This window comes from Aestuariivirga sp., from assembly GCF_044238155.1.
Classification (GTDB): domain Bacteria; phylum Pseudomonadota; class Alphaproteobacteria; order Rhizobiales; family Aestuariivirgaceae; genus Aestuariivirga.
The window spans coordinates 1-22,584 of the sequence record NZ_JBIIDX010000017.1 but is presented as its reverse complement, the minus strand read 5'-3'; the positions used below and the strand labels follow the sequence as shown (position 1 = coordinate 22,584).

Here is a 22,584-nt window from a genome sequence, read left to right as displayed (position 1 = left end):
AATCAATATCCGCTGTTTCTGGGCCCAGCCTCGGCCGCGACCTGTTCTCCGATCAGTTTCCTGACACCATCTACACTCGCTTTGGCAGCTCCGGCCAGCAAGCGAACATCATTGGAGAGGGTCACCAGATCAAAACCCCAGCCGATTGCTCGCGCAGCATAGGCCGGAGTGCCGCAATGCAGGCAGGCCCGAATACCCCCCGCATGAGATTTTGCAAGGATGGTACGGATCGCCTCGACCATCTCCGGCTCTTCCCGGTCGAAACCAACGGCATGGCGACGGCCCGTGAGCCCAAGCGTCAAGTCGGCGGGACCGATGTAGACCCCATCAAGCCCTGGCGTGGCCACGATTTCATCGAGGTTTTTCATCCCATCAGCCGTTTCAATCATGGCCAGACAAAGGACCTCGCCATCTGCCCAGGCCGCGTAGTCGCTGCCATGCGCAAAGACAGCGCGGGTGGGGCCCATGCTGCGCTGTCCGTTCGGCGGGTAGCGCATGAAGGAAACCAGCTGTTCTGCTTCCGCGCGGTTGTTGATCATCGGACAGATAATACCCATGGCGCCGGCGTCGAGCGCCTTCATGATGTCGCCAGCCGTAAGCCAGGGTACACGCACCATGGGCGCCACTGGACTGGCCTTCACGGCCTGCAGCATCGGGCGCAAATCGTCATATCCGAGAAAGCCGTGCTGCTGATCAATGGTGACCGCGTCATAGCCCTGTTGGGCCATGATCTCGGCGGTGAAGGCATTGCCCACGGACAGCCATGCGTTGATTGCGGGCTTGCCTTCGGTCCACAGGCGGCGGATCGGGTTGCGAGACATCATGTTTCCCCTAGACCACGACCTGCGTGAGCTTGACATTCATATAGTCGAGGATGCCTTCACTACCGCCCTCGCGTCCCATACCACTTGCCTTGATGCCGCCGAAGGGTGCCTCCGCAGTGGCAAGCGCATAAGAGTTGGCGCCCACCATGCCAGCCTCGAGCCGGGCTGCTGCCTCGCGCATGCGCCTGGCATCGCGGGTGAAAACATAGGCCGCAAGACCATGTTCGCTGCTGTTGGCGCGTGCATAGACGTCTTCGACTGAATTGAAAGAAGTGATGGCGGCTATTGGGCCAAAGTTTTCGTCGCGCATCGCCACTGAATCATCAGGCAAGTTTGTGATTACGGTCGGGGCAAAGAAGAAACCCTTGTTTTGGCCCGGCGGCCTTGCGCCCCCGATCTCAATACGGCCACCACGGGCGCGGGCATCAGCAATGATCTTCTCCATAGCCTCTACGCGACGCTGGTTGATAAGCGGCCCCATCTGACTCGACTCGTCAAGACCATGCCCAAGCTTGAGCGCCGCGGCGCGCGCGGTGAAGCCTTCAATGAAGGGCTTGATCAAGGTTTCATGTACATAAAAACGGTCAGCTGTCACGCACACCTGTCCAGCATTGGCGAACTTGACGGGCACGGAGAGGTCAAGAACCTGATCGACCTGCGCATCCTCGAATACCAGTACCGGCGCATTGCCACCAAGTTCCATCGATACACGCTTTAGTGTGGCTGCTGAATCGCGGATCATCTGCTGGCCGATCGCTGTGGATCCGGTGAGGGAAATCTTGCGCACGGCGGCTGAAGCCATGATGGGATCATAGGTCGTGGATGCGTGTCCGACGACAAGATTGACCACCCCATCCGGAATGCCGGCCTGCTTCACGCAGTCGATGAGAAGCATGGCGGTGCCCGGCACTTCCCGCGAGGGTCTGACAATGATGGAACAGCCGGCTGCAAGCGCCGGAGCAACCTTGCGCGCAACTAGAAATGCCGGGAAGTTCCATGCCGTGAAGGCTGCAGTGATTCCCACTGGTTCGTGACTCACTTCGATGCGGCCACCTGGCGCACGACTTTCAACGATCCGGCCGTAAATTCGGCGCGCCTCCTCGGCATGCCAACGGAATTGATCAAGGGAGAGTGACCATTCCCGCCGCGACTGAGCGAGGGGTTTTCCAGTTTCAAGTGTGATACAGCGCGCCGCCTCCTCGCTTCGGGCGGCCATGAGGCTGGCCACGTTATGAAGCACGTCGGCACGCACCCAGGCAGGCGTCGCACGCCAGGCCTTAAGCCCCACACCTGCAGCTGCAATCGCCTCCTCGACATCGGCGGCAGAGGCTGCAGGGACTGCGCCGATGATCTCGCCCGTGGCGGGATCGGTGACCTCGATCACGCCCGCGCCGCCTCTGGCGCGCCATTGCCCGCCGATCAGCAGGCCATAGGTTTCATACATGTGACAAACCCACCCCAGCGCATTTATGCAATAGATGTTGCAATATCCTGATTGCGGCAAGGGATTTTTCTTGTCAAGGCTTTGCCGGAGCCCTATGGCAGGCGGGTAGCGCACGAGACAGCATAGGATGCCAGACGGCAAGGACAAGGCAGGGCAGGCAACACCACGCAGCTATGAGGGCGTCGTGGACCTGATCACGGAGGAGTACCCCGGACTGTCGGCGGGCTCCCAGCAAATTGCCAGGTTCTTTACACAGAACCCCAATATCATAGCGCTCGAGTCCATCAACGCGATTGCCGAGAAATGCGGCGTCCACCCATCCAGCCTTGTTCGTTTTGCTCAGGGACTGGGGTACGCCGGCTTCAAGGACATGCAGAGCGTGTTCCAAACCCGGCTTGCCACAGCAGCACCGGGTTTTCGTGAGCGCATCAGCGCCCTCGAAGAGGAACTGTCCCGCAAGGCAGGCCAGGGAAGCAAGGGTTTTCTGAGAGACCTCGTGGTACGCGACATCGCCGCACTGCAGGGCCTCATGGAAAGCGTGAGCGAGACGGCACTGGAATGCGCCGCAAAGTTGCTGACCAACGCAAGTACGATCTATGTCGCCGGCCAGCTTCGTTCAGAACCATTGGCCAACCTGCTGCGCTATCTGCTCACCATGCTGCACCGGCGGGTCATGCTGCTTGATCCGGCGGGCGGGCTTGCGCCAGAAATGGCTCGCACCATGGGTTCGAATGACGTTCTGGTGGCAATAGCCTTCCGCCACTACGCCAAGGAGGTGGTAAGCATCGCCGACCTTGCCCCAGCAGCCAGCACGCCGCTCATCGCCATCACTGACAGTCCGCTCTCCCCGCTCGCCAAGAACGCCCGGGTTCTGTTTACCGTGCCGGAGGATGAATACTCTTTTTCCCGCTCGCTTGCCGCACCCATATGCCTGATCCAGTGCCTGGCGACTGCCACGGCAGCCCGCCTCCAGCCTGGCGGAGAGGCTCCACATATTCCCAGCGTCACGGAAATTGCCCGCGACCAGAAGGCCCGCCTGCCCCGCCCGTCTATCGACAAAAAATGGAAATATTATTCCAAAACTTGAAATAATAGATGAAATGTTCCACAAAGACATCAAACCCGGAGACCATCCCATGTCCACCATACGCCTGACCATGGCACAGGCGCTTGTGCGCTACCTGTGCAACCAGTTTACCCTCATCGAGGGGAAGAAAGAGCCTCTCTTCGCCGGCCTTTTCGGCATCTTTGGCCATGGCAACGTGACGTGCCTGTCTGAGGCGCTTGAGCGCGTACAGGACCAGTTGCCCACATGGCGTGGTCAGAATGAGCAATCCATGGCATTGGCAGCCGTTGCCTACGCCAAGGCCATGCGCCGGCGGCAGATCATGGTGGCGCTATCCTCGATCGGCCCAGGCGCTCTCAACATGGTCACGGCGGCGGGTTGCGCTCATGCCAACCGGCTTCCGATCCTGATCCTGGCAGGTGACGTGTTTGCCAACCGCAGGCCCGATCCCGTGCTGCAGCAGGTAGAGCACTTCGGAAATCCCACCATCTCGGTCAATGATGCCTTCAAGTCTGTCTCACGCTATTGGGACCGCATTACCCACCCAGAGCAGATCATCTCGTCCCTGCCACAGGCAGTTGCGTGCATGCTCGATCCCGCAGACTGTGGCCCTGCCTTCATCGGTCTTTGCCAGGACACCCAGGAAATCGCCTTTGACTACCCAGAAGCGTTCTTCACACCAACCGTTCACAGCATTCCCCGACCCCGCCCTGACCGTGACCGAGTTGCTGACGCCGTTGCACTCATCAAATCAGCAAGGCGCCCACTCATCATATCAGGCGGGGGTGTTCGCTATTCGGGCGCAGAAAAAACTGTCGGCGACTTCGCCCTGAAACACGGTATCCCAATGGCCGAGACGATCGCTGGCAAGGGAGCAGTCACGCATGACCACCCCGCTCACGTGGGCCCGATCGGCGTTATTGGCTCAACCTCCGCAAACGAAATGGCGAACGTTGCTGACGTCATCATCGCCATTGGTACCCGCTTGCAGGATTTCACGACCGGCTCATGGACGGTGTTCAGCCACGAAGCACGCTTCGTCTCGATCAACGCCGCGCGCTATGATGCAGTAAAACATCGCGCTCTGGCAGTTACTGGCGATGCACGCGAGACTGTGGTGGAAATTGAAGCTGCACTCGGCGTCTGGAAGGCCGATGCTACCTGGACGCAGAAGGGCAAGACCGCTTTCAAAGGCTGGAACGAGCTTCTTGATCACCACCAGAAACCCAGCAATGCGGCGGTTCCAACCTACGCACAAGTCGTGGGCCAGGTGAATACATGGGCAGCCCCCAATGACACGCTGGTCACGGCAGCAGGAGGGCTTCCTGGCGAAACAGCCAAGGGATGGCGCGTCAAGAATCCAAACACTTATGATCTTGAATTTGGCTTTTCCGCGATGGGTTACGAGGTAGCCGGCGGCTGGGGGCATGCCATGGCCAAGAAGGGCGATGGCGAAACGATCGTGATGGTGGGTGACGGCTCCTACATGATGCTGAATTCTGACATTTATTCCTCGGTACTCACCGGTCACAAGATGATCGTCATCGTCTGCGACAATGGCGGTTATGCAGTCATCAACCGGCTGCAGAATTTCAAGGGTACCCCCTCCTTCAATAACCTCATCAAGGATAGCCGCGTAAAACAGCCTTTTGCAGTCGATTTTGCAAAGCACGCCGCTTCGATGGGTGCACTCACCCGCCACTGCGAGAGTCTCGCCGATCTTGATGCAGCACTGAAATGGGCCAAGACAACTGATCGCACCACTGTCATCTCGATTGTAACTGATGCATTCGCGTGGGTTCCGGGCGATGCAGACTGGGATGTTGGCGTTCCTGAGATATCTGACCGCCCTGAAGTGCAAAAGGCCCGTGCACATCACAACGAGATCCGCAAGAAGCAGCGCATTGGAGTATGAAGCCATGAAAGCAAAACTTGGAATGTCACCCATCGCGTGGTGGAACGATGACCTGCCGGAACTCTCAGACGATGTGTCACTTGAGGAATGCCTCCGGCAATCTCGCTCCGCAGGTTTCACAGGAATGGAACAGGGTAGACGATTTCCCTCAGCCGCGGCAGAGATGCTGCCCGTCTTGAAGAAGGCGGATGTCACGCTGTGCGGTGGCTGGTTTTCCGGCACACTGGTTGACGACTCGCTTGAGTCCAACCAAGAACGCATTCAGCCCATGGTCGATCTGTTCAAGGCCGTTGGCGCGCCCTGCATCGTTTATGGTGAGATCGGACGCTCAATTCAGGGTGACCGCTCAAAGCCATTGGCCACCAAACCCCGTTTGTCCGAGAACGAGATGAAGGCCTATGGCCGAAAAGTCTCGGACTTCGCAAAATGGGTAGAAGCTCAAGGCATGCCCATTGTCTATCATCATCATATGGCAGCCGTGGTCGAGACTGAGGCCGAACTTGATCTTCTCATGGCCAACTCGACGATCTCTTTGCTCTTTGACGCTGGTCACATGGCATTTGCAGGTGGCAATGTTCTTCGCTGTATCGACAAGCACCACAAGCGCATCCGTCATGTACATACCAAGGACGTGCGCATGGATGTTATCAACAAGCTCGACAGAACCAGAGAAAGCTTTCTAGATGCCGTCATCAAGGGTGCTTTTACAGTTCCGGGTGATGGTTCGCTTGATTTCGAGGCAATTGTGAAGAAACTCGCGTCATATGGTTATGAGGGCTGGTTCGTTGTGGAGGCAGAGCAAGATCCACGAAAAGCTCCACCGCTCAAGATGGCTCAGATCGGGCACAAGGAGCTTATCCGGGTGATGACAGCAGCAGGGTATGAGGTTGTCGCGTGAGCAGGATGCTGGGTATCGGACTGATAGGCACCGGTTTCATGGGTAAGGCGCATGCCTTTGCCTATCGCGCCGCGCTAGCCGCTTTCCCAGATATACCTGCCTCAAGGCTTGAAATCATTGCCGATGTAGACGACGTAATCGCTGCGAAGGCTGCTCACCAATACGGCTTTGCGCGCTCGACCTCGAGCTGGCAATCCCTGGTCAGGGATCCCGCAGTGGATGTTGTCTCGATCACCACTCCAAACACGTTCCACAGGGAGATGGTGCTGGCGGCTATTGCCGCAGGAAAGCATGTTCACTGCGAAAAACCGCTCTCTCCCAGTCTGGCTGACTCCAAGGTTATGGTTGAAGCAGCCGAACGGTCAGGCTTGGTTACCCAGGTTGGCTTCAACTACATAAAAAACCCACTGTTGAAACTGGCTCGTGACATGGTTTCAGCAGGTGAGCTCGGTGACATCACAGGCTTCCGCGGCATCCACGCGGAAGACTATATGCATGATCCCGAGAGCCCCTATAGCTGGCGGATCGATCCGGTCGGTGGCCCGGGTGTGATTGCCGATCTTGGCTCCCATATCATCGGAATGGCGCGCTTCCTGCTGGGACCCATCTCGGAGGTCAGCGCTGATGTACGCACCGTCATCAAGTCACGGCCAGTGGCCAAGGATGCGAAGGACAGGAAGGATGTGCTGGTCGATGACGTCGCTCGCATACTGGTGAATTTCTCGCGGGGCTGCGGTGGCACCATTGAGGCAAACTGGATCGCCACAGGCCGCAAGATGCAGCTTGGCTTTGAACTGACCGGTGAAAAAGGGTCGCTCGTCTTTACCCAGGAGCGGCTTAATGAATTGCTGCTGTACAAAGCCGGGGGTGACGTCAGAACCAGTGGCTATGTCAGGATCGAAGCAGGCCCTCAGCACGTGCCCTACGGTCAGTTCTGTGTGGCAGGCGGCCACCAGCTTGGTTTCAACGATCTCAAGACCATCGAAATGGGGGAATTCCTGGGGGCGATTGCCACAGGCAACCCATCCGGACCGGATTTTCGCGAGGCTTATGAAATCCAGAAGGTGGTCGAGGCTGCTATCGCATCCTCAAAGACACGGCAATGGGTTCAGGTAAAGTAGATCTGGCCTCAAGCGTCAACACCAATTCCAGCGGGACAAGCGACGCCTGTGCCACCAAGGCCACAATAGCCGTTCGGGTTCTTGGCCAAATACTGTTGATGATATGCCTCCGCAAAATAGAATGGCCCAGCCTCAACAATCTCGGTGGTCACCGCGCCAAAGCCATTCAGCTGCAGCTCGCGTTGATAGACCGCCTTTGCAGCTTGGGCCGCATCGCGCTGGGCAATGCCCACCCAGTAGATCGCCGATCGATACTGTGTTCCCACATCGTTGCCTTGCCGCATACCCTGAGTAGGATCATGGGCTTCAAAAAACACCTTCAGCAACTGTGAATAGGAAACCTTGGTCCGGTCGAACACTACCAGAACCGCCTCGGCGTGACCAGTCAGGCCGGAGCAGACCTCTTCATAGGTGGGATTGGGTGTAAACCCACCGGCATTGCCCACCGCCGTCACCCAGACACCTGGCACCTGCCAGAACTTGCGCTCGGCACCCCAGTAACAGCCGAGCGCAAAAACGGCTCTTTCCAACCCATCGGGATATGGACCCCTGAGCGGATGTCCGCTCACAAAATGACGTTCAGAGGTTTCAAGAGGGATTGCGCGCCCCGGCAACGCCTCCCCAGGTTCAATCATACGGGCTTTCGGGCGGGTAAAGAACATGGTCTTCAGATCTCCTTGCCTTGTCTACGCAACAACGCTTGATTTGGCGCACTCTATGGCTATAAACGACCAGAATTCAAGGAAGGGTGGCCGAGTGGTTTAAGGCGCACGCCTGGAACGCGTGTTTACGTGAAAGCGTAACGAGGGTTCGAATCCCTCCTCTTCCGCCAAATCCATTACCCCCTCAAACCCCCGAAAAGCCACTTACCGGCACACGTTTCTGAGAGGCACCTGCCACCCGCCATCCCCCCCCTGACGGATAGCGGACGTCAGATGACTTGTTTCGATCATCAAGGCTTAGGTGGCAAACGTTGCTACCTTGTCCGACTTCTGAGAACCAACTCTTCCGAGGGAGTACGGTAGGATTTTCACACACTGGGGCGCATCCAGACAGGTATCCGACCGGTTAAAACTAGACACCACCTTGAAACAGAGTCGCGAAGAGGGACACAGAACACGAGGATGTCGGAAGAAGAAGCAAACTCACGCAGGAGCACTCTGGTTCATGGTGAATTCAGCTAATTCAGGTGTTTGGCGGCTAGGGACATGATCAATCGCCTTGTGGTCAACAAAGTTGGGCAGCGGCCCCAACCGAGCGTCAAGCTTGCAACGTATAGCCTGGCTGATGTTAAACCCTCTAAAGAATGACAACCGATGGGTCGAGCGAGAACTCTGCGCGGACAGACGGGAAACATGATGCTGTAATCGTGTTTCCGAAAAGGGAAAGAGCTGTGAGCAGCCTGAGCACCTTGATGGCGCCTTCGCAATGTGATTACTTGAACTGACTTAAGCATAGCTGGTTGTGATGACTTCCGAATCTGACAGTATGAGCGCATCACATTTTTTGGATGTACTTCGTAAGCGCTGCCCAGACTATTTTGATGACTTGGTCATCGTTGGCTATCGCAGAGGCATCGACGTATATCCTGCGGTGCGCCTACCCATTGTATTGGGCAATGCACTAAAAGTTTTTCAACATGCCCACGGTAGGCTGCCTGATCTTGTTACGCTCCCGAAAACGGCTGACCACTTCTTCAAAATGAAGTTTTTTGACCGGATACCCATTTCTCCCAATCCCGCTAGTAAACTTAGCTGCTACGATTATATACCTGCCAAGTTTGCTGGAAGAGTTCGTGCCCCGAACCGGTATTGGGTATCGGAGCGGCCATTACTGCCACCGGATACCGAGATACCGCCTGGTATCTACTGGCTGAAGTTGGAGTTCGGTAATGCAGGACATTTGAGATTGGTCTGGCCGCCAACGGCCAAGCAGCGGCATGTTATCAACCAAGCACTTGGCCAGCGAATGAAACAGGCGTTTGGGGTATCTAACGGAGAATGGTGGTATGGAACTAACCCCCAACGTGTTTTCCTAGAGGAGGACTTGTCAGATTTGCTCGAAGGTGGCCAGGAGTTGAAACTCTTCATTCGGGAAGGACGTTTTGCTGCCGGATATGAGGTTCAATATGCTTCCAACAGCAAGCAGAAACAAAGCAGCCTTGGCTTCTTCAATGACATGGGGGAACCCATGTCAGGTACACGCCGCCTAGGCCGCCACAATCCGGACTACAACGAACGACAATTTCAGCGACCTAATGATTTTGACAAGATCATTGAAGCGGCCGAAGTCATTGGCCGACCATTCAGCCTTGTTCGGGTGGACATGATGAGAGCAAAGGACGGAGAGCTCTTCCTTGGGGAACTCACTCTGTGTACTGGCAACGCAACTGTGATCTTTACTCCTCAATCGCTGGAGGACTATCTGCGCCATCAGTTATTTGAAACCATCCCGAGGCCGCACACTCGATTTTCAGGCCAGACAGGGCGCATCGCTTTGACTGAGGAGAAGTCCCATTAGGCTGAAGATTTCTGTCGTTACAGTCTGCAAGAGCCGCCTGGATTATCTGAAGCAGACACTCCCTCAAAACTTGGCGGTTGGTTTTGATGAGATAATCCTTGTGGATTATGCCTGCCCGCAAAAATCTGGTGCCTGGGTCAGCGAATACATGTCAGGCGTGAAGGTGATATCAGTGCCCGATGGGGACCCCTTCAATCTCTCGCGTGCCCGCAACATTGGCGCTGAGGCCGCAACTGGTGACTGGCTCATGTTCCTGGATGCAGATATAGCCGCCCAACCCGGACTGCCAGACTATCTGCGCCAACGCGCCAGCCCAGGGCTGTATTTCCGGACGCCGCAAGATTCGAACGGGCAAGCGACAGCGTGGGGTTCTTTTGCTACCTCCAGTTCTTCCTTCAGGAGAGCTGGTGGCTATGACGAAGTCTATAGGGGCTGGGGCTGCGAGGACGCAGATCTCTACCACAAGCTTGAGATCACCGGCTGCCGCGAGGCGGAGCTGCCAGCACGCTTTCTTTCAGAGCTCAACAACAGCGATACAGAACGGGTTCTCTACAATCCCATTCAGCAAAAGGCCATTCAACAGGCCTTGAACTTAATGTACCTGCAAGCCAAGAAGCATGCCTGGGTGGTTCACCGGCGCCGCGAAGAGTTGCCTTTAGAATGGCGACAAGACCTGTATCAGGCAATAATGAAGCATGCTTCGGCACTCTCCGCGCTGCATGCATCAGACGGCCCGCCTGTAAGGATTCAGGTCAGACTTCCGTCTACGGGCTTGAGGACGGTCTCTCCGGTAAGGGGCAAGCAATCACTGCTTCTCGAATTCGAGTTTACCCTCACGAGCGCTGGACTGGCGGCGTCAAGCATTTAACGGCAATCAGTTCTGCACTGACACTATTTGTGTCATCTCACAAAACAACAGGACTGCCGGCTGGAAAGCCGGCAGTCCTGTTTATTTTGACATGGTGACCGATGTCAGAACTTATACTGCAACCGCGCGGTGACAGCATTCGACATGTAATCCATGTTGTACATGCCGTTGTAGTAGAGGCCAACATCGAAAGTTTCACTCATCGAGAAGTTGGCACCGATGTCTATGAGGATCGAGTCGGCCGCCACATCGGTACCCTTGATGGTGAAATCTGCGCCATCCGGCGCACCATCTCCAGCATAGGACATGTCTACCTCCGCGGTGTCAGCAAATTCATGTGCCCATGCGATCGACATCGTCGGCGAGAAGAGGCTTTCGCCCATCGCAAACTCACCGTTGAACCTCAGGCCCAACACCGAGACGAGGGATTCGGCGTCCGAGCCATTAACAGCCAAGGCAGCGCCCGTACCACCGGCATCGCTCTCCGTGAAGTTATCCAAGGTGGCTGATGCAACATTGAGGCCGGCATATGGTGTGACGGTAGCCGAGTTACTGACGTCCATGCGATAGCCCGTTTCACCATAGAACGACAGTACGCTGGAGGTCGGATCGCCCGAGAGGCTTCCAGAGACCGGGCTGTATGACCCGTGGTAGGCGGCATGTTCAGTATCGTCCCAGTGCTCATTCATTGTGAAAGAGCGATTGGCACTACCCTCATATCCGCCGTAGGTCATGATACCGCGCAGATAGTAATCGCTGTTGTCGAAACCGCCATAGGCTGCGAACTGCCAGCCGCTATAGTCAATCGATGCTCCATCGCGGCCGCCCCAGTCGTCGAAGTTGCCAGTCGAGTTAAAGTAGCCGCCGGCCAATCCAATGAACCAGTTCTCGTCAAAGCTATAATCGCCACCGAAGGTCACACCAGCCTGGCTTTCGTTCATCTCTGGGGTGTTGTCGCCACCCTGAAGCGTGTTGACCTGACCGAAACCACGTACCCACAGAGAACCTCTGCCCGGATCGAAGCAGCCAGTGGCATTCATCTGCGTATCCGCGGTCGGCATCACTCTGGCGCCCGCCGCCTTCCCCGCAGACGCCAACTTGTCGTTGCTCGTGCCCTCATCGGCACACTCCATGCGCTCCGTAATGGTGCGTTGCATTGAGCGGGTGGACCAGAGCACAGACTGGAGGTGCTGCGCATACTCGGCGCCACCTAGTTGATCCATGGCGTTGGCATACTCCGCCTCATCGAGAGTGAACAGTTGGCTTACGAGCCGTCCAAAGTCAGTATCCGGGTCGATGCCGGCACCGCCATCATAGACCCTCTCGATGCCGCTTCCGGCAGCACTCTGGTTATGAGTCGATCCTGGAACTTCGTTGAATTTCACTCGTCTGACGTGGAGGTCGACAGAGCCTTCATCGTCCACGTCGGATTGGGTCTCAAGGAGTGCGCTGTTGTCATAGACGTGTGCGAACCCTGTGCCGGACACCACCGTCGAAGTAACGGTATCATAGATATCGATGACGTTATTGTAATGATACTCATTCTGGTACATGCCTGGCCGATAGATCGCCGCAACATCGCCCTGTATCGATGCGTTCTTGGTGAACACCTGAGAATAATCGCCTTCGCCATATTCATCGGTCAGCTCGATGGCAAGCGTGCCACCAGATTCGACAGTGAAGTTCTCGACGCTGGCTCCCGAGGGACCATCCACGTTGTTTCTCAGCATGGCGAGCGTGCCGCCATCCAGGATTGACAGCGAACCTTCTCCGTAGGAATCACCATCATAACTGACCGGAGTAGGTACGCTGGCATTGACGATGCCGTCAAAAATCGTCACGCCGTCGCGCACAATAATCGAGTCGTCATCGGTGATATCCACATTGCCATACACATAGCCAACAGTTGTTTCACTTTCGAACCAATCCTGCACGACCTGCGATGCATAGTCATTTGTGAAGGCATACTTATAGCCCGCGACTCCGGCACCGCCCTCAAGATATATGTCAACGGAGTTTGGCGCTTGCCCGAGGTAGCTACCGTCGAGCAGTGGCGAGAAGAAGCCTGCCGTGTTGATGGCATTGCCGCGGTGATAGATCTCATCCTCGTCATATCCGTCTGCAACTGCAGCCAAGATGGCGCCACCGCTGTTGGTCACAGTAGCAGTGGCCTCCTCGGGCAGGATGGTGGCGAAGCCGACTGTCTGGCCACTAATTGCTACTGCAGTAGCCATGGCATATTCGCCCACGGCAAAGGCAATGATTTCGCCTGTATTGATCAAATCAACAGTATTGCCGGATCCAGAGCTTTCGATCACACCATGAGCATAAGCCACACCGTTACCATAGGCACGGGCTGAGCCAGCGATAATGCCATCGTTAGTGATGGTCCCATCGAGATAAAGGTCGGCCTCAAACATCGCACCTACTGCCTCAGCGCCGGCAGCGTCATAAGCATCAGCGACGGCGACAGACATTATGACGCCGCCTACTGTGTTTTCGACATAAACGTCTAGGTATTCCGAGCCGATGGCGCGATGTCCGAATACAAGAGCTTGGGCTTGATCATCGTAAGCATCCGCCTCAGCTAACGCAAACGCATCAATCCGGCCGCTGTTATAGAGGTTCACGGAGGAAATGATGCCATCACCCATGGCAACCTGAAATACACCGGTTGCGTAGGCAAAGGCTCCAGCGGAACCTAGAATGCCTGAGGCGTAGGCATCCACGTCTGCAATGGCGAGCACACTACCTTCATTGATCACCCCAGCCTCGGCAGCCCCGCCATAAAGCATCTGTGAGATACCTTGGACACCGGCTGAGGCCGTTGCATTTGCCGTATCATAGCTCGCGTTTGCTACGGCCTCAGCCGATGCATATATCTCGCCGCCTACGCCATTGATAACGAGTGCGTCCACCTCGCTGGGCACAGAGGCAGCGTCCGATTGATCGTCAACGTTCTGATCAATGCCGTTGGCAAACACCAGAGCGAAGGAGTCATGATACCCATCTGCACTTGCACGGCCCATTCCGACGATAAAGCCATCATTTTCGACGAGAGCATAGCCCTCGCCATCTTCGTAGACCTCAATATCCTGGAATATGCCCTTAGACGTCATGCGCGCACCGGCGTGCCCGTAATCAGAGGCGGCGCTCGCTATGCCGACTGCTCGAATATCGCCATCATTATAGGCTTCCACAGTCGCCGAACGGAAGTTTTCGGAATACTGATCTACCGCTGTCACATTGCCCGTAGCGGCGGCATTGCCATATCCATTGGCAAAGGCGATGCCGCCCACGTTCAGTTGCTCGTCATAGCCATTATCGAAGCTGGCAACGCCGCTTGTTATTCCATAGCTATAAGCCGCATAGAGGTCTTGACCAACACCAGTCGCAGACAAACCCGCACCGGCATCGCCTTCGCTGGCGTTTGCAATTGCAACCGTAGCGACGCCGATGTAGCCCTCATTATATGCCTCGGCGCTGGCGATGCCGCCTCTTACGTCCTGGCCAATGCCAATGCCTTCGGCGACGGCACTCGCCGATGTATAAGCGCCAGCGGCAGCAAGAGACACGACATAGATGCCGTCAAGTAACGAAATCAGGCCCTCGCCCGGCAGATCGCCCTCATCAGCGGCAGGCCCCATGGAGCCCATCACGTCAAGACCGAAGTCGCCTTCGGGGTAGCCCGTATTGATCGCATAGGCATCAGCAAACTGCCCAGCAGCAAGTTGGATCAGACCCGCTCCGCTCGATTCAGCAAAAGCGGCGTCACCATTCATGGCAAGTGCGATGGCATTGGCGGACAACGTACCACTATTGGCGGCAGATACATCTGCTGCAAGCGCCGACGCCTGTTGTAAACCACCTACACCAAGGGCTTCAGCACTTCCATAAGAGTCAACACCCCCGTCGGAGATTGCCAGTCCAGCAGAGAGAATGAAGGTTGAGCCATCATTGACCAGATCGGCAGAGGCGCTTCCACCGGCGCCTGCTACATTCTGGACGGAACCAAAAGCCAATACGCCTGCTTCAGCATAGACACCATTGGCGATGGCCAGGCCCAGAAGATTGTTGGAGCCAAGGTTGGCGATATCTGCGGTCGCCACACCGGAAGCATATGAATTCTGCTCAATTCCAACACCTTGTACCTCCGCATCAGCGGATAGAGCGCTGCCACTCATACCAGCGACACCAGCGGAGATCACGCCGATGTAGCCGTTATTGGTCACCTCAACATAGGAATCGGAACCATCACTTTCCTGACTGATACCAAATGCAAGATCTTCTGCTGAGGCATAAACGCCATCAGCCATGGCAGCAGAGATGACGTAGAGACCGCCAAGGACTGGTGGTGAAACGTCAGCCACAGCAGCAGATGCCAAGTCGACACCACCCGTACCGCCCGCGGTGAACAGCCACGCACCCAGGTCCGCAAGCGCCCATTCAGCCGCATCGACCGAAGACTCATATACATCCGGGAAGCCATTGTTGACAGCTACAGCTCCTGCGACACCTCCGGATTCAGCTTGCTGCAAGAGGCCAGTACCTGTGCCAGATGCAAAGGCGTCATAAGCTTCGGCATCTGAAATCGAGGTAACCCAGATCGTGCCATTGTTTTCGGCATAAGAATCTGCCTGAGCATCCGAGCTGGATAATTGCTCAACGCCCATCGCGGATGCAATGGCGCTTGCCTCTCCGAGAGGGCCGGTTGCATAGGCCGCCACATCGGCGATGCTGAGGATCGTATCGTCGTTCACCAGCGTGGCCGAGGCCATGCTGCCCGCTCCGGCAAGTTGTTCGATGCCGACAGCACGACCGAAGGCACCCGCCCAGTCTTTGCCCGCGGCGTCTGAATTGGCAAAACCTACGATATCGCCGGTGTTTTCAGCAGAGAGTTCGGCGCTGTTAGTAGCCTCCGCAATCTGGTTTGCGCCATGGACGTTCACCACCGACAGGGCAACGCCATCGGTTGAATAGGCATCTGCAGCCACCATCACGGCAATGCTACCTGAGTTCAGTAACTCCGCATAAGCATCAAGCGAATTGCTTTCAGCGCCAGCATTGCTGTAAGCTCTTTGAATTACACCCTCGGCAGAGGAATAAGCGATAGCTGCCGTGTAGCCTTCGGCAGATGCGGAGGTTTCCACGAGGATGAGAGCGTCGTTGTCGACGTAGAGATCGGCAATCCCGAAACCATCTTCATCCGAGTCGGCACTAGCGAATTGGAAAATTCCGGCAGCAGTTGCTTCGGCTTTGGCAAAGTTACCATAGGCAGCAGCTACCGCATCCGCATAGATGGTGCCATGGTTCATAACCTCGGCAGTCGCGTTGCCAAGATAGGGCTCGTCCGAATTGATTGTCTGAAAAACACCGGCTGCAGCGGCGCTCGCATAGGCGGAGCCAAGTATGGAAGAGGCCTCAGCACTCGCGTAGGCCGCAATCACCGCATCAGTGTCATTCGCAATCAGGGCGAGGGATTCACTTTCAAAGTCCTTGCCTGTTGCTGTTTGCGCCACGCCATAAGAACGTGCGTTGGCATCTGCCACGGCAACAGAAACGGCATTTGCCACTGCAAAAGAGAGGATCGCAGCGTGATTTTCGACACTGAGCGTGATATCTCCAAGGCCCTGTCCTGACTGGTAGATGCCGGCAGCCGACGCTGCAGCAACAGCAACATTGCTGCCAAGGGCAACTGCCAATGCATCGGTCGAAATGATGCCAGAGTTTTCAACTTCAAGGACAATCTCACCCTCGAAGCTGTCAATCTCGCCAGTTTGGTAGATTCCCGCCGCTGTAACGTGCGCCACCGCGGTGGTACCATAGGCAAGGGCGCCCGCCTGGACGTCGATGACGCCCACATTGTATACCCCGGCCCCAGCTTGTTTGAATCCGTCGACCCCCTGCAAAACACCGAAAGACGAGGCATCTGCTAACGCGTCCTCTGCGCTCACATAGGCAATAGCACCAGCCTCAATGAGGCCGAAATTTTGGGTGATCGCCACGGCAAGATCGCCATCAACCACCATTTGCTCTACACCGAACGCGTTGGCGTTGGCGCTTCCATAAGCCGAGCCATAGGCAATTGCCGTTGCAATGGCCGAAATCTTCGATAACTCCTCAAGGTCTAGTTCATTGTGGACCAAGGCCGAGCCAAACTCTCCAGCATCGACGATCTGGGTCACACCGGCCGCATTCGCCTCGGCATAGATGTTGAGTACGGCCGAGTCAGCTTCGGCATACGCAAAGGACGTGGCGTCGATCAGACCATCATTCTCGACCTCAGCATAGCCATCTTCGCCCGCGAGCACTGACTGAAAAACACCCGTTGCTGTGGCATAGGCACTGCCAAACCCATCAGCCAGGATTACGCCAGCCACTGCGTCAGCCGTGATACGCCCGTGGTTTTGTAAATAGGCTGTTCCCTCGTCGGCGCTTGATACCAATTCCCGGACGCCGGCGGCAAAGGCATCCGCCGTGCTGTAGGTTACGGCTAACGCAGAGGCGCCGATGTGGCCCCCTGCACGGTTTAGAACATTCGCTGCTGCGTCGTTAACAGCATCGACAGCATTGAACTCGATGCCAATCGCCTCGGCGTAAGAAAAATCATTCGCCCCGGCAGGAAAGATGGCATCGATTGCAGAGGCGTAAACAGCATTATCGTTCCGGACCCCGCCAGCATCGAAAGTCACACCATCTTCGATATAGACGCCGAATACATCGCCTGCACCGGCATCATCCTCAAGACTGGCGTAGATCTCACCTTGGTTCCAAAGAAATCCATCGACCTCTACGCCATCAACGATGCCAACGCCGTATGTAATCCCGTTCGTCGCGCTTGCATCACCCGGGCCAATGACATTGCCGGTCAGATTGGTGGGATTATCAGAAGGCAGGCTGATCGTTACGTAGGCGCCAGGTGAAAGAACGTCAGTCGCAAAGGCTCTCTTCGGCGGATTTGCGATCACAGCGAGGGCGATCAACGACACACCCGTCAACATCTTGACGGTCTTGGAGCGCTTCATGATTTCACCCTGCTAGTTTTACCAATAATTTGGACACACTTGTCCAAGAAAACGCCATTCTTTAAACATACTTAGATCAATAGCCTGAATTGTTCAATCAATAAGTCCGCATCGACGCGGCCATAGTAAAAGTACGAAATCTAAATTACTTAGGTTGTTTTTTGGAAGCCGTTCCGCCCAAAGGTCAGGGCAGAGCCTCCTTTTGTTTCAGTCCTGCCTGCCATGTTCCACGTAATGGCGCGAACGCGAACAACTTCACAAAGTTCTATCCAAGCGCGTTCATCGTGAATCGAACTGGCTTTGGAGTTTACTCCGCCCGGCAGAAACCTCGAGGTAAAGTTGCAAAAGCCCCAAGTAACGGTGAAAGAGGGTTAGACTCGCTGATAGCAACATCTCTTTCCGCAATCATACTCGCTAACCCTAATCGGACTTTAGCTGGCCGTTGTAGAACTCGAAGGCCTCGCTGAACTGTTTTAGGCTTATCTGGTGCTTCAATGGCTTGCCGTTTGCGGCGACATAGTTCACCTCGATTTTTTCATTCGATGCCAGCGCCTCGGCCCATTTGTCGGTGAAGTCGAACTCGGCAACGCAACTACGCGGGCCACATGTCAGGTAATTTACCTTCACAGGTTCAGCACCCTCGAACCCGACATCAATGCCTTTCTGCAGCAGCACGCCTGTAGGCGTTCGTAGTATGACCTTGTTGCTATCAGGGTTCCTGGCATCTCTCAAAATCGACCAACTGAAGAATATGGCCTTGTCCTTCTTTGTCGCCAAGGCGTACTGCAAGCCGCAAGACGACTTGCCATCATCGGCCTCCACGCATTCCACCTTCCATCCGCTAAAGGTCTTCTCGATTCGGGTTGTGGCATCTGCGTCCGAGACAGCGGCGACAATGGCCACCATGCCAAGAGAGAGCACAGACAGTTGATTCAGGAAAATCATCGTGAAGTCCTTCCAAGAGTAGTGGCACATCGTAAGGCTCCTTTGGATGCTGTGCCCGGGCAGACCAAGCACAACACACAGACAGCCAAGGTCTATTCGCGGTAATCAAGTGCCTCGATGAGAGGCTGAAGAGACTTACCATATCGCTTCCACCGTCCCACCGAAGTCGCATAAACGGGCGTCCTCACCTGAACAACGCTCGCAGTCTTCACGGGTCGCTGTGACTCATGAAAAGCCAAGCAGGCTTCATTCCAAGGCAGGCCGAGGAAATCGATCAAGCCGCGCGCCGCACCAGGGAGATCATTGACGACCTCCTCGTATACAATGGTCTTCATCGTACCGTCAGGAAGTACATCCTGCCAGTGATCCATAAGTTGGGCATATTTCCTGTAATGACGGCCAAGCTCTCCAAGGTCGTAGCTGTGAGGCATGTCGTCCTTGAACAGCTTCGAATAGGCTGACAGACATGTATCGACGGGGTTTCTCAGCGTATGCACGAACTTTGCCTTTGGGTAGAGCATGTGCAGAAGGCCGACGAAATAGAAATTTGTGAGAAGCTTATCGGTGATCCGCGCCGCCGTTGGGGCCAGAGCCGTGAGCTTGCGGAGATATCCCTCTGCAAGCATGCGGTACTGGGCTGCGCTCATTTTTTGAATCATGTGCGGAAAGCGCGGAAGGCCAGGAAACCGGCCACGCAGGCTATTCAACTCACGGGTAAAGTCCTTGATTTCACCAGCGCCAAATACCGAAGGGTGGTTTGAGAGAACCTGCTCGACAAGCGTTGAACCCGAACGCGGCATTCCCACGATAAAAACTGGAACCTCGCTGGATATCCCGACAAAAGGCGGATTTCGCATCAGATCAGGGCTGAATACTTCACGGATTGAATCGAGGAAACCCAGCGTTTGGATTTCATCATAGTTGAGTTTCCTGCGTTTGATCGCCGCGCCCTTCTGAAAATGATCAAAGGCCAGGTCAAATTCACCGATATCGTCATAAGCCTTTCCAAGCGCGAAATATAAAGGCATGACGCGTTCGCTCTCCGGATCGGGTGCTTCAGCCAGGAGACGCCGCATCTCGTGCAGATGTGGATGATCAGGCGTATATTTCTGAAGGTCCGATATATTGGCATAAACACCGGCAGCAGAAGGTGCCAAGTCGAGTGCCTGCCTGAACTGCTCACGGGCCTCGTCTAGGCGGCCCATCGCCTTGAGACAGACACCATAAAGTGTGCGCGCCTCGACCATGCCGGGCCTAATGCGAAGTACCGACTCGAAAGCCAAAAGAGCTTGCTTAAGCTGGTCTGTCTCTGTCAGAACCTGACCGAGTGTTAAGTAAGCATCAACTGATTTTGCATCAGACTTGATCGCGAGCCGGGCCGCCTCAGCTGCTTTTTCATAGTTCATGTTCCGCAGCTGCAACCGAGAAATATGCACCAGCGCTCCGCTGTGCCGCTGATTGATGCGCAATGCCTCACCAAGCAAACGAAGCGCCTCGTCGGCCCTGTTACTTCCATCAAGCAACAGCGCCAGATTGACGTAAGCCTCCACATAATCGCTGCGCTGACTTATGGCTTTGCGGTAAGCATGCTCTGCCTCGGGAAGCTGCCCCATTTCCCGCAATACTGATGCCATATTATTGTAAGCTTCGGGGTATTTCTCGCGAAGCAGAACGGCATTCTGGTAGTGGTCGATCGCTTCTTCACGGCGGCCTAACGCACGCAGGGCGTTACCCAAATTGTTATGTGCTTCCGGATAGGCTTTGGTGTGAGACAACGCTTTCTTGTAGCACTCCACGGCTTCGGCATACTCCCGCCGGTCATAGTGAAGTATGCCTAGATTATTCTGAGCCTGCGGATTCCTGGGATTGATCTCAATTGCTGCATTGAATGCTGCAGCCGCCTGCTGATGTTTGCCTCGCTGGCGCTCGACCTCGCCCAGATTGGAGAGATATTGGGAGTTGCGCGGATCGATGCGCACTGCACGCCCAAGCGCTTTGGCAGCCTCGGCACGCTTGCCCTGGGCCGCGAGGATGACGCCATGGAGATTATGCGCTTCTGCCGAGCGCGGCTTGGCTGCCGTGAGTTGAGAGACAATGCTTGCCGCCTGCTCCAGATTACCCTGCTGATAACGCTTCAAAGCCTCGTCTAGGGCACGCCTCACAGACATGACTACACTGCGCTGATTGGCAGGCTGATCAACCGCAGACCGATCGGTCTTCAGAGGATCCGTATTGGCAGGGATCCGACGAGACTCGGTTTTTTCAACCACAGTTGACCTCAAGAAAAAAACAGCGGATCCGCGAATTACCGCTCGCCTTATCTCTTTCTTATCAGTTCGCAGATGCGCAGCATAGAGATTGTTTGTACAGCTAAGTTCTTATAAAACCCGCAGCGAACAGGCCACAGGGTGCCCTGCAAGGTGGTTTTGGGACAGTGAATCTTGAGTTTGCGAAGAAAAAATGCAAACAGCCATGATGGTAGGTTACTTCCTGAAAATCTTGTTCTGGAACATGAATTGTGAAATTCAGCATCATCACCACTTGTAAGAACCGGCTTTCGCATCTGCAAGTGAGTCTGCCTGCGATGATTTCTCAACCCGCAAGTGAAGTCATCGTCGTTGATTTCTCCTGCGCCGAGGGCACAAAGCATTTCGTGCGAGAGCGCTTTCCGCAGGCTCATGTGGTTGACCTGCCCGGCCGCAACTACTTTTCGAACTGGGAAGCGCGCAACAGCGGTGCAGCCGCTGCCCGGGGCGAATGGCTGGTGTTCGTTGATGCTGATGTCGTACTGAGTCCAGAATGCATCGCATGGCTCTCGCGAAATCTGAAGCCGGGAATTTATGCAAAGTTTCCTCCGGGCAAGAAGCTCAATCGCCACAAGAGTACGACATCCGCGTTAAGCCTGAACAACTTGCAGGGCTTCCTCGTGATCGAGAAAACAATATTTGATCGCATTGGAGGTTATGACGAGTTACTCAAGGGATGGGGAGCGGGTGGCGATGTCGATATACAGAACTCACTTCGGCAAGCGCAGGTCAAAAAGGGCTATCTGCCGGAGCACATTATCGAGAGTGTCATTGAGCACGAAGACGATCTCCGCTTTGCACACACGGGTGGAAGTTTCCGCAAGAGCTTCATTCACAACCTGATTTACCGCGAACTCAAGCGCTTCCTGCTGCCAATACTCGGTGTTCCAATCCCTCTGGAAACACGCCAAAGGGTCTTCGCGGCCGCAGTCAAAGCCGCTCAGAGCGCACGCGGTCGTTCTACCGCCGCCCGCGCCGAAGTGATCCTTTCCCGCAGGCCCGTAGAAATGCGGCGGCGGCTTGGGCACCCAAATTCCGAGATAAGGGTCAGCCTTAGAGCTGCAGTTCACAATCTAGAAGTTCCGACCGATTTGCATGACGCAACGGCGGCTCATACAGCGCCAACGTCCACAGATCCTGCAAAACCGAAAAAATAGGAGCAAAGGATCAGAACTGCCCATAGGTAGACAGCTGACGGGTTCCGGCGAAAGATCATATCTTTCGACTAGTCGCTAGTGTGGTTCTGTGTCCATCCAGCCTTGTCGCCATGGTCTTGGTGCGAGATGCTAATTAGCTTCAGTTAAGCAGGGTAAACATCACCAGGGCATTCATATCCATCGACATTAATGGCCAATGCTTGGTGACACAGAACAACTATTGGCCCGCTAGCCTAGAAGTGTTGACCAGGCCGGGTAGCAGCTACAGCCAGCAACCTCAACTTGTCCGTAACGTGGAGGTCAGGTGAAGCCAGACTGTAGGAAGCTAAGGTAGGTGCTTTGGGTGTGCACCATCAGGACTTAGGGGGAACTCATGTCTTTCTTTGTCAACCGGCAGGAGCACTGAAACCCCGTATCTTCGACATTATCCATTCGACCACTGGCGATCGGAAACACCTACCCTCAACCACTACAGCTTTTTCTGATGCTTTTTAA

Annotated in this window: 13 protein-coding genes and 1 tRNA gene; 8 read left to right on the top strand and 6 right to left on the bottom strand. The window is 55.4% G+C overall.

Translation table 11 applies throughout. The features are described from left to right. Window positions 1-2: 2 nt before the first annotated feature. Both ACILRN_RS03170 and ACILRN_RS03165 read right to left on the bottom strand, forming a co-directional pair. Complete coding sequence (locus ACILRN_RS03170) at window positions 3-824, bottom strand: HpcH/HpaI aldolase/citrate lyase family protein (RefSeq protein WP_395685467.1); 822 nt, start codon at window positions 822-824, stop codon at window positions 3-5. Window positions 825-831: 7 nt separating this feature from the next. Continuing rightward, a complete protein-coding gene (locus ACILRN_RS03165) occupies window positions 832-2,268 on the bottom strand; it encodes an NAD-dependent succinate-semialdehyde dehydrogenase (RefSeq protein ID WP_395685465.1) in 1,437 nt (478 codons plus the stop codon). Between the two features lie 127 nt (window positions 2,269-2,395). Between ACILRN_RS03165 and ACILRN_RS03160 the strand changes: the two genes are divergently transcribed. Genes ACILRN_RS03160 through ACILRN_RS03145 form a run of 4 tightly spaced genes read left to right on the top strand, consistent with a single transcriptional unit; the run spans window position 2,396 to window position 7,268 of the window. Continuing rightward, complete coding sequence (locus ACILRN_RS03160; protein ID WP_395685463.1) at window positions 2,396-3,355, top strand: MurR/RpiR family transcriptional regulator; 960 nt, start codon at window positions 2,396-2,398, stop codon at window positions 3,353-3,355. Between the two features lie 49 nt (window positions 3,356-3,404). After that, window positions 3,405-5,249: a 3D-(3,5/4)-trihydroxycyclohexane-1,2-dione acylhydrolase (decyclizing) gene (gene iolD / locus ACILRN_RS03155; protein ID WP_395685460.1), complete on the top strand. Its 1,845-nt coding sequence runs from the start codon at window positions 3,405-3,407 to the stop codon at window positions 5,247-5,249. Between the two features lie 4 nt (window positions 5,250-5,253). After that, window positions 5,254-6,147 carry a myo-inosose-2 dehydratase gene (gene iolE / locus ACILRN_RS03150; protein ID WP_395685458.1) on the top strand — a complete coding sequence of 298 codons (894 nt, stop codon included), beginning with the start codon at window positions 5,254-5,256 and terminating at the stop codon, window positions 6,145-6,147. Between the two features lie 5 nt (window positions 6,148-6,152). Then, the gene (locus tag ACILRN_RS03145; protein WP_395685486.1) at window positions 6,153-7,268 is read left to right on the top strand and encodes a Gfo/Idh/MocA family protein; all 1,116 of its coding nucleotides are present in this window, start codon (window positions 6,153-6,155) and stop codon (window positions 7,266-7,268) included. Between the two features lie 8 nt (window positions 7,269-7,276). Here the strand turns inward: ACILRN_RS03145 and msrA are convergent, their stop codons facing one another. After that, window positions 7,277-7,930, bottom strand: coding sequence for a peptide-methionine (S)-S-oxide reductase MsrA (gene msrA, locus ACILRN_RS03140; RefSeq protein ID WP_395685456.1), 654 nt, complete (start codon window positions 7,928-7,930; stop codon window positions 7,277-7,279). Window positions 7,931-8,010: 80 nt separating this feature from the next. On the opposite strand from msrA, the gene ACILRN_RS03135 reads away from it, so the two are divergent. The 3 genes from ACILRN_RS03135 (at window position 8,011) to ACILRN_RS03125 (ending at window position 10,656) form a co-directional block, all read left to right on the top strand. Further along, window positions 8,011-8,100: transfer RNA gene (locus ACILRN_RS03135), tRNA-Ser, on the top strand. Between the two features lie 635 nt (window positions 8,101-8,735). After that, the gene (locus ACILRN_RS03130) at window positions 8,736-9,788 is read left to right on the top strand and encodes a hypothetical protein (protein ID WP_395685454.1); all 1,053 of its coding nucleotides are present in this window, start codon (window positions 8,736-8,738) and stop codon (window positions 9,786-9,788) included. Beyond that, window positions 9,769-10,656: a glycosyltransferase family 2 protein gene (locus tag ACILRN_RS03125; RefSeq protein WP_395685484.1), complete on the top strand. Its 888-nt coding sequence runs from the start codon at window positions 9,769-9,771 to the stop codon at window positions 10,654-10,656. The genes ACILRN_RS03130 and ACILRN_RS03125 overlap by 20 nt, the downstream gene beginning before the upstream one ends. 104 nt (window positions 10,657-10,760) lie before the next feature. Here ACILRN_RS03125 and ACILRN_RS03120 read toward each other — a convergent pair whose 3' ends face one another. The 3 genes from ACILRN_RS03120 to ACILRN_RS03110 all read right to left on the bottom strand — a co-directional run bounded on the left by ACILRN_RS03120 (window position 10,761) and on the right by ACILRN_RS03110 (window position 20,794). Further along, a complete protein-coding gene (locus ACILRN_RS03120; RefSeq protein WP_395685452.1) occupies window positions 10,761-17,681 on the bottom strand; it encodes an autotransporter domain-containing protein in 6,921 nt (2,306 codons plus the stop codon). 420 nt (window positions 17,682-18,101) lie between these two features. Further along, a complete protein-coding gene (locus tag ACILRN_RS03115; RefSeq protein WP_395685450.1) occupies window positions 18,102-18,656 on the bottom strand; it encodes an invasion associated locus B family protein in 555 nt (184 codons plus the stop codon). Window positions 18,657-18,718: 62 nt separating this feature from the next. Further along, on the bottom strand, window positions 18,719-20,794 hold the full coding sequence (locus ACILRN_RS03110) for a tetratricopeptide repeat protein (RefSeq protein WP_395685448.1): 2,076 nt from the start codon (window positions 20,792-20,794) through the stop codon (window positions 18,719-18,721). A 350-nt stretch (window positions 20,795-21,144) separates the two neighbouring features. Between ACILRN_RS03110 and ACILRN_RS03105 the strand changes: the two genes are divergently transcribed. Beyond that, the gene (locus ACILRN_RS03105; RefSeq protein ID WP_395685446.1) at window positions 21,145-22,089 is read left to right on the top strand and encodes a glycosyltransferase family 2 protein; all 945 of its coding nucleotides are present in this window, start codon (window positions 21,145-21,147) and stop codon (window positions 22,087-22,089) included. The last annotated feature ends 495 nt before the right edge of the window (window positions 22,090-22,584 follow it).

Excerpts from the sequence above, each read along its gene's own strand:
- ACILRN_RS03170 (WP_395685467.1), bottom strand. The coding sequence starts at position 824 with ATGATGTCTCGCAACCCGATCCGCCGCCTGTGGACCGAAGGCAAGCCC.
- ACILRN_RS03165 (WP_395685465.1), bottom strand. The coding sequence starts at position 2,268 with ATGTATGAAACCTATGGCCTGCTGATCGGCGGGCAATGGCGCGCCAGA.
- ACILRN_RS03160 (WP_395685463.1), top strand. The coding sequence starts at position 2,396 with ATGCCAGACGGCAAGGACAAGGCAGGGCAGGCAACACCACGCAGCTAT.
- iolD (WP_395685460.1), top strand. The coding sequence starts at position 3,405 with ATGTCCACCATACGCCTGACCATGGCACAGGCGCTTGTGCGCTACCTG.
- iolE (WP_395685458.1), top strand. The coding sequence starts at position 5,254 with ATGAAAGCAAAACTTGGAATGTCACCCATCGCGTGGTGGAACGATGAC.
- ACILRN_RS03145 (WP_395685486.1), top strand. The coding sequence starts at position 6,153 with ATGCTGGGTATCGGACTGATAGGCACCGGTTTCATGGGTAAGGCGCAT.
- msrA (WP_395685456.1), bottom strand. The coding sequence starts at position 7,930 with ATGTTCTTTACCCGCCCGAAAGCCCGTATGATTGAACCTGGGGAGGCG.
- ACILRN_RS03130 (WP_395685454.1), top strand. The coding sequence starts at position 8,736 with ATGACTTCCGAATCTGACAGTATGAGCGCATCACATTTTTTGGATGTA.
- ACILRN_RS03120 (WP_395685452.1), bottom strand. The coding sequence starts at position 17,681 with ATGAAGCGCTCCAAGACCGTCAAGATGTTGACGGGTGTGTCGTTGATC.
- ACILRN_RS03115 (WP_395685450.1), bottom strand. The coding sequence starts at position 18,656 with ATGTGCCACTACTCTTGGAAGGACTTCACGATGATTTTCCTGAATCAA.
- ACILRN_RS03110 (WP_395685448.1), bottom strand. The coding sequence starts at position 20,794 with ATGTCTGTGAGGCGTGCCCTAGACGAGGCTTTGAAGCGTTATCAGCAG.